The organism is Arthrobacter sp. GW460-12-1-14-TSB2 (genome assembly GCF_059423525.1).
This window is the reverse complement of record NZ_JBWKYC010000004.1, coordinates 314,264-322,174: the sequence shown is the minus strand read 5'-3', so window position 1 is coordinate 322,174 and position 7,911 is coordinate 314,264. Positions and strand designations below refer to the sequence as shown.

Here is a 7,911-nt window from a genome sequence, read left to right as displayed (position 1 = left end):
TCAATTCAACCAATCCATATAAATAAATTGGTATCAACAAACTTGGCACACTATTGAGTTCTCAAACAACAGACACACCCGGCACCACCACAACCAACAAACAGTCGCGGATCGCTCCGGAGCAACTTTCCAAACTTACCCGCTTGCTTCACCCGAGTCAAATCGGCCATCCCGACTCACTTTGCCTGTGGCATTCCGTGTAGTCTTTGCTGGCCAACTCCGGGGAGCAGCGCGGAAATAAACTCTACCACCACTTTTGCGAGGATACAAAGCGGCCCGAATTGGGGTCCGAAAAAGCCCCGGATCCCAAGGATCCGGGGCTTTCGGAAGCACCTGCCGTGAGCGTTAGCCCGCTGGCTTGAAGAATGCAGCACCCAACGGAGGCAACGTGACGGTCAGCGTCGCCGGCTGGCCGTCCTGCCCCTCGGTCGTGGCAGCGAGCGCGCCCTGGTTCAGGACGCCGGATCCGCCGTAGCTGGAGTCGTCGGTGTTGAGGACCTCCTGCCAGGCGCCGGCCACAGGAACCCCCAGGGTGTAGCCCTGGTGCGGGCCGCCGGAGAAGTTGATGGCGCACACCAGCGGGTTGCCATCCTTGTCCCACCGGATGAACGACAGGACGTTGCGGTCGGCGTCGCCGCCGTTGATCCACTGGAAGCCGCCCGGTTCGTTGTCCCGCTCATAAAGTGCGGGTGTCGACGCGTAGAGCTCGTTCAATTCCTTGGTGAGCAACTGGACGCCACGGTGTGCCGGGATGTCCGCCAGGTACCAGTCCAGGCCGTGCTGTTCGGACCATTCAGCCTCTTGGCCGAATTCAGTACCCATAAAGATCAGCTGCTTGCCGGGGTGGGCCCACTGGTACGCGAGGAATGCGCGGAGGTTGGCCAGCTGCTGCCAGCGGTCACCGGGCATCTTCCGGAGCATGGAGCCCTTGCCGTGCACAACCTCGTCGTGGCTGATGGGCAGGAGGAAGTTCTCAGTGAAGGCGTAGACCATCGAGAAAGTGACGGTTCCGTGGTGCCACTTGCGGTTTACCGGGTCCTCGGAGGCGTACTTGAGCGAGTCATGCATCCAGCCCATGTTCCACTTCAGGCCGAAGCCCAGGCCGCCAACACTTGTCGGGGCTGTCACCCCGGGGAACGCCGTTGATTCCTCCGCGATCATCACGGCACCCGGGTGGGTCTTGTACACCGTGGCGTTAGCCTCCTGCAGGAAGGAGATCGCTTCAAGGTTCTCGCGGCCGCCATACCTGTTGGGCTGCCACTGCCCTTCCTCACGGGAGTAGTCGAGGTACAACATCGACGCCACGGCGTCCACGCGCAGGCCGTCAATGTGGAACTCGTCGAGCCAGTAAAGCGCGTTGGAGACCAGGAAGTTGCGGACTTCCGTCCGGCCGAAGTCGAAGATCAGCGTGCCCCAGTCCGGGTGCTCGCCGAGGTTCGGGTCGGCATGCTCGTACAGGGCCTCACCGTCGAACTGGGCAAGGGCCCAGGCGTCCTTGGGGAAGTGCGCCGGCACCCAGTCAAGCAGAACGCCAATGCCCGCCTGGTGCAGCGCGTCCACGAGGAACCTGAATTCGTCCGGGTGGCCGAACCTTGACGTGGGTGCGAAGTAGGACGTCACCTGGTAGCCCCACGAGCCGCCGAAGGGGTGTTCGGCCACGGGCATGAACTCCACGTGGGTGAAACCGAGCCACTTGACGTACTCCACCAGCTCCTTGGCCAGTTCGCGGTAGCCCAGTCCGAGGCGCCAGGAGCCAAGGTGGACCTCGTATACGCTCATGGGCGAATTGTGCGGATCCCGCGCAGCGCGGGCCGCCATCCATTCCTCGTCCTTGAAGGCGTATGCCGACTCAACCACGCGGGACGCGGTGAGCGGCGGGACTTCGGTTCCGAAAGCCAGGGGATCGGCTTTCTCCACCCAGTGGCCCGCTTTGGTCTTGATTTCGAACTTGTAGCACGCCCCTGCTAAAACACCCGGGATAAAGAGTTCCCAGACCCCTGATGAGCCCAGCGAACGCATCGAGTTCTCCCGACCGTCCCAGGCGTTGAAGTCGCCCTTGACCCTGACGGCCTGTGCATTGGGTGCCCATACCGCGAACGAGACGCCGTCCACGTCGCCGAGGGCCGACTTGTAGTGCTGGACGTGCGCGCCCAGTACTTCCCACAGTTTCTCGTGGCGGCCTTCGCCGATCAGGTGCAGGTCCACCTCCCCGACTGTGGGCAGGTAGTGGTACGGATCGTCCGTGGCCTGCGGCGGCACTCCCTCGTACGTGACTTCCAGACGGTAGTCGGGAACATGGCCCGGCTGAAGGGGTTCGAGCACGGCGGCCCACACGCCATTGGATTCATGCGTCATGGGCACCGAGCCAGCGGCGGTCACAACCGACACAGCCGATGCCAGGTGCTTGACGGTGCGGACGGTGACATGGCCGTGGTCGTCAAGGTGTGCGCCCAGGACGGAGTGCGGGGCGTGGTATTCGCCTGATGCCACCCTCGAAAGCGTCTCCGGGTCCACCTGAAGAGGCGCGGGCCGATCTGTACGTGCTGAGCCTGTCATTTTGTTACCTTCCGCTGCGGCTGCGGCTGAAGCGCCGGAGCCTGTACTGCTGAGGAGACGCCGTGAAGCATTAACCGGAATGTCCAGCCATCCGGGCCTGTTGCGCAACTCATAGACAACTTCATACAACGCCTTGTCCAGCCACAATGCCACAAACAAGGGCGAGCCGCGGTCAATGGTCCCGGGCGTAATTTCGCCGTACCCCGCCAGGAACGCTTCGGCGCAGTCGTCCACCCACGAAGCGGGGACATGGACGCCCTCCCGCTCGCGTTCTGCGGCACCGGCGGCGTAGTCGAAGGACCGCAGCATGCCGACGACGTCCCGCAGCGGTACGTCCGGGAAGTTGCGTTCCGCGATGGGCCTTAGGGGTTCGCCTTCGAAGTCCAGGATGGCCCAGCGTTCCTGCTCCCCCGGACGGCCCGGCACCTGCAGGATCTGTCCCAGGTGAAGGTCGCCATGGATCCGCTGCAGCGCACCGGCGTTGCTGCCTTCAAGCTGATTGAGCAGGCCGGCCAGGGCGTCGTCATACTGCCCGACGGCGGGACCTGCTTCCGTCCAGGACTGCCGGACGCGCTGGGCTACTCCGGGGGCGATGTCCTCTCCCGGTGCGGATTCCGCGGCAAGGCCCAGCGCCTCGGCCAGGCGCCGGTGCACAGTCGCAGTCGCCACGCCCAAGGCATGGGCCTCGGCAGAGAAGTCCGTGCCGGAACTTGCGGCATCAACGGCCAGCCGCCAGGCGTCACGGCCGCCAGCCAGGAACTCATGCGCTACCGCGAGTTCACCCTGAACAGTCCGCGGCTTGTCTTCGGCACCGCCTTGCGGGGCTTGCCACTCCCCCGTGACCCAGCCGAGAGTGGCCGGAACCTCCGACGTCCTTGCCTGCGTGAGGGCAGCGCCGATTTCCACTTCCGGGTTCCGTCCCTCGGACAGCACGCGGAAGAATTTGACGATCGCTGCAGAGCCGCCGTCGTCCACTATCACCGAACTGTTTGACTGCTCACCGGAGAGGACCTTTACGGTCCCGGTGGCCGTCGGCAGCGGATAGTCGGAAGGCACCAGGTGGCCAACGGCGTTCCCTTCCGCCGAAGTACCTCCGCTTCGCATCAATTCCAGCCAGGCCGACACAAATACCGGGTCATGGACGCCATCGTAGATCCACCGGCGCCCCCGGGCGGCGTCGCCACCCTCGCCCACCAAGGCCGCTTCCTTGCCGGGCAGTGGCTCAACCCGGTAGCTGAGCGGGACCTGCACGACGTCGGTGCGGCTGCCGCCGTCGGCCGTGGGGTACGTGACCGCCGCGAGGAACACCTCAATGCCCACCTCGCCGCTGCCGTCGTCCAGGCGCACACCACCGGCAGGAGACAGCGTGAAGTCGCCTGTCTTGACCGGGAACCAGCGCTGGCGCGGGAGCCAGGCCCGGAGCAGTTCAGAGAGGGAGGGATTGAGTGTGGATTGGGTCATTTCAGCCTTCGATGGACAGGACCGGGAGGGCCTGGGTAAACGGCGACGCCGGGTTGGACGCGGCCGAACGAATCCGCAGCCAGAAGAAATCGTGGCTCCCCAGCGTCAGCGTGAGCCGGCCGTCGTCGCCGATGGCCGGGAACGGCTGGCCGCCGAAAACGTCGCGGAGGCCGCGGCCGGCATACTGCGGAAGTCGCAATGTGGTGGCCACGGGGTGCTGCGACAGGTTGAAGGCGCAGAGTATCGACTCGGCGTCCTCTCCCGCCGAGTTGTCAGGGGACAGCTCCCGCAGGTAGGCAAGGACGACGTCGTGATCTGCTTCCACGTGCTTGAAGGCGCCCAGCCCGAATGCGGGGTGGTTCTTCCGGACGCTGAGGATCTGCCGGGTCCATCTCAGCAGTGACCCGGAATGCGCGGCCTCCGCTTCCACGTTGGCCATGCCGTAGTTGTACACGAGCGACTGGATGACCGGCAGGTAGAGCTTGCCCGGATCAGCGTGCGAGAAGCCCGCGTTGCGGTCCGGGTTCCACTGCATGGGTGTGCGGACGGCGTCGCGGTCTTCCAGCCAGATGTTGTCGCCCATGCCGATTTCATCCCCGTAGTACAGGAACGGGCTTCCGGGTAGCGAAAGCAGCAGGGCGTTGATCAGCTCAATCTCGGACCGGGAATTGTCCAGCAGCGGTGCCAGCCTGCGGCGGATGCCGATGTTGGCACGCATGCGGGGGTCCGGCGCATACCAGCCCAGCATGGCCGCGCGCTCGTCGGCGGTGACCATTTCCAGGGTGAGTTCATCGTGGTTCCGCAGGAAAGTGCCCCATTGGGCCCCTTCCGGAATGTCCGGCGTTTCCTTCATCGTCTCGATGATGGGTGCCGCCTTCTGGTCCCGCAGCGCATAGTAGAGCCGCGGCATGATGGGGAAGTGGAAGGCCATGTGGCATTCGGGTTCCTCTTCGGTCCCGAAGTACTCCACCACCTCGACCGGCGGCTGGTTGGCCTCGGCGATGATGACCCTGCCGGGGTAGTTCTCGTCCACCATTTTCCGCAATGCACGCAGGAAATCGTGGGTGGCGGGCAGGTTTTCGCAGTTGGTTCCCTCTTCCTCGAAGAGGTACGGGATGGCGTCCGCGCGGAAACCGTCAATGCCCTGGTCCAGCCAGAACCGGACGACGTCGAAAAGGGCGTCGATGACCTTGGGGTTCTCAAAGTTCAGGTCAGGCTGGTGGCTGAAGAACCGGTGCCAGAAGAACTGCCGCCGGATGGGATCGAAGGTCCAGTTGGATTCCTCCGTGTCCACGAAGATGATGCGGGCGTCCTGGTACTTCTCGTCCGTGTCGCTCCAGACATAGAAGTCGCCGAAGGGCCCGTCGGGGTCCTTGCGGGACTCCTGGAACCACGGGTGCTGGTCCGATGTGTGGTTCAGCGGCAGGTCGATGATGACACGGACGCCCCGGGCGTGGGCCTCGGCAACGAGGCGCTTGAAGTCGCTGATGGTGCCGAACTCGTCCAGGACCGAGTTGTAGTCCGAGATGTCATAGCCGCCGTCGCGGAGCGGAGACTGGAAGAACGGCGGCAGCCACAGGCAGTCGACGCCGAGCCACTGGAGGTAGTCCAGTTTCTCGATGAGCCCGTGGAAGTCGCCGGAACCGTCACCGTTTCCGTCAGCAAAGCCACGGACCAGGACTTCGTAGAACACTGCTTTGCGGTACCACAGGGGATCGTGTTGCAGGCCAGGGGCGTTGAGCTCGAACGTGCCCTTGGGGGTGAAATGCTGGCTCGGGTTCTGCGGACTGAAACTCACGTATGCTACCTCCGGATGTTCAGGATGTGTGCCGGCTCCACGTGGGCATCAAGCCGCACGTAGTTGTATTCGCCCCATTCCCAGCTCTCGCCGGTCAGCAAATCATCCACCCTGAAGCCACCGTTGTGCGTCAGGTCAGCCGGGTCGAGTTCGAGTGCAGCCAGATCCAGGGAAACGGTGCTCTCCCGGGTGCTGTGCGGATCCACGTTCACCACGATGATCAGGGTGTCCTTGGTGCCGTCGGGCAGCGTCTTGTGCTTCGAGTAGACAATCGTGGCGTCGTCGGTGCTGTGGTGCAGCGTCAGGTTCTGGAGATCGCCCAAGGCGGGGTGGGTATGGCGGATTTCATTGAGCCTGGTCAGGTACGGAGCGAGGGTCCGGCCGGATTCGGCAGCGGCGTCCCAGTCCCGTGCCTTGTATTCGAACTTTTCGTTGTCGATGTATTCCTCGGCGCCGGGCCGGGCCACATGCTCGTAAAGTTCGTAACCGGCATAGACGCCCCACAGCGGGCTGGCCGTCGCTGCGAGCGCGGCACGGATCTTGAACGCGGCGGGACCGCCGAACTGAAGGTATTCGGTAAGGATGTCCGGGGTGTTCACGAAGAAGTTCGGACGGAAATAGGCCGGGGACTTCTGGCTGACCTCGGCGAAGTACTCCTCCAGTTCCTTCTTGGTGTTCCGCCAGGTGAAGTACGTGTAGGACTGCTGGAAACCGGCACGTCCCAGGGCATGCATCATGGCCGGGCGGGTGAAGGCCTCGGCGAGGAAAACGACGTCGGGGTGTTTCTTGTTGACCTTGGCGATCAGCCACTCCCAGAACCACACGGGCTTGGTGTGCGGGTTGTCCACCCGGAAGATCTTGACGCCGTGGCTGACCCAGAGCAGCACGATACGGAGGATTTCCTTGGACAGGCCTTCGGGATCGTTGTCGAAGTTCAGCGGGAAGATGTCCTGGTACTTCTTCGGCGGATTCTCCGCGTAGGCAATGCTGCCGTCCACGCGGGTCGTGAACCATTCCGGGTTCGATGTCACCCAGGGGTGGTCCGGAGCCGCCTGAAGCGCCAGGTCCAAGGCAACCTCGAGGCCGAGATCCCGGGCCCGCGCCACGAACGCGTCGAAGTCCTCGAACGTGCCGAGGTCCGGATGGATGGCGTCATGTCCGCCTTCCTTGGCGCCGATGGCCCAGGGTGATCCGGGATCGTGCGGTCCGGCAATGAGTGTGTTGTTGGGCCCCTTGCGGTGCTGGATGCCGATCGGGTGGATGGGCGGCATGTAGATGACGTCGAAGCCCATTTCCGCGACGGCGTCGAGCCGCTTGGCTGCCGTCTGGAAGGTGCCGGACTGCCATTCTCCGGTTTCGTGGTTGCGTACGGCTCCCTCCGAACGGGGGAAGAATTCATACCAGGCACCTCGGCCGGCCAGATCGCGTTCCACCAGGAGGGGGAAGCGCTCCGAAACCGTGACGAGTTCACGGATGGGCTGGCGGGCGACGACCTCCGTCACGTCTGCTCCGAACCCGGCGGCGAGCCGCTCCTCAGGGGAGAGCGAGGTGTCGGACAGTACGACGACGGCGGTCCGGAGCGTACGCCTGTCGGCGGAGGGCCGGGCCGGGTCTTCTGCGGCCTGGGAAAGCAGTGCCGCGCCTTCGGCCAGCATCAGTTCGACGTCGATGCCTGCCTCGACCTTGACCTCGGCGTTGTGGTGCCAGGTCCCGTACCGGTCATGCCAGGCTTCAATGGCGAACGACCAGTTGCCCGTGCCGGTGGGCGTGATGATGCCTTCCCAGCGGTCCGTGCCCTTTCCGCGGTCACCGCGCGGCGGGGCCAGCCTGACGCGCTGGCGTTCCTTGCCTTTGGGATCGAACAGCACCGCGCTGACTCCGAGCTGGTCGTGTCCTTCGCGGAATACCGTCGCTCCGACTACGAGCCCCTCACCCGGGAGCGCCTTCGCGGGAAACGTACCTCCGTCCACGACGGGCTGCACGGCAGTGATCGGGAACCGGCCAAAACGCAGGCCTTCCGTGATCAGGGCCTTAGGCTTTTTGCTGGATCCGGCACTGGTTCGCGTATTAGTCGTCACAAACTCGACGTTATCGAG

Annotated in this window: 3 protein-coding genes; all 3 read right to left on the bottom strand. The window is 64.0% G+C overall.

Features of this window, described 5'->3' with window-relative positions; all coding sequences use genetic code 11:
* Positions 1-345: 345 nt before the first annotated feature.
* From AC07YR_RS08785 to AC07YR_RS08775, 3 genes are read right to left on the bottom strand one after another with little or no spacing between them, the layout of a single operon-like run.
* Positions 346-4,017, bottom strand: a complete 3,672-nt coding sequence (locus tag AC07YR_RS08785; protein WP_494733717.1) for a 1,4-alpha-glucan branching enzyme — start codon at positions 4,015-4,017, stop codon at positions 346-348.
* A gap of 1 nt (position 4,018) precedes the next feature.
* Positions 4,019-5,815, bottom strand: coding sequence for a maltose alpha-D-glucosyltransferase (gene treS / locus AC07YR_RS08780; protein WP_055800588.1), 1,797 nt, complete (start codon positions 5,813-5,815; stop codon positions 4,019-4,021).
* 5 nt (positions 5,816-5,820) lie between these two features.
* Positions 5,821-7,893 (bottom strand): alpha-1,4-glucan--maltose-1-phosphate maltosyltransferase, encoded by a 2,073-nt coding sequence (locus AC07YR_RS08775; RefSeq protein WP_494733716.1) that lies wholly within the window; start codon positions 7,891-7,893, stop codon positions 5,821-5,823.
* Between the last annotated feature and the right edge of the window lie 18 nt (positions 7,894-7,911).

Coding starts and splice junctions, on each gene's coding strand:
- AC07YR_RS08785 (WP_494733717.1), bottom strand. CDS start 4,017: ATGACCCAATCCACACTCAATCCCTCCCTCTCTGAACTGCTCCGGGCC.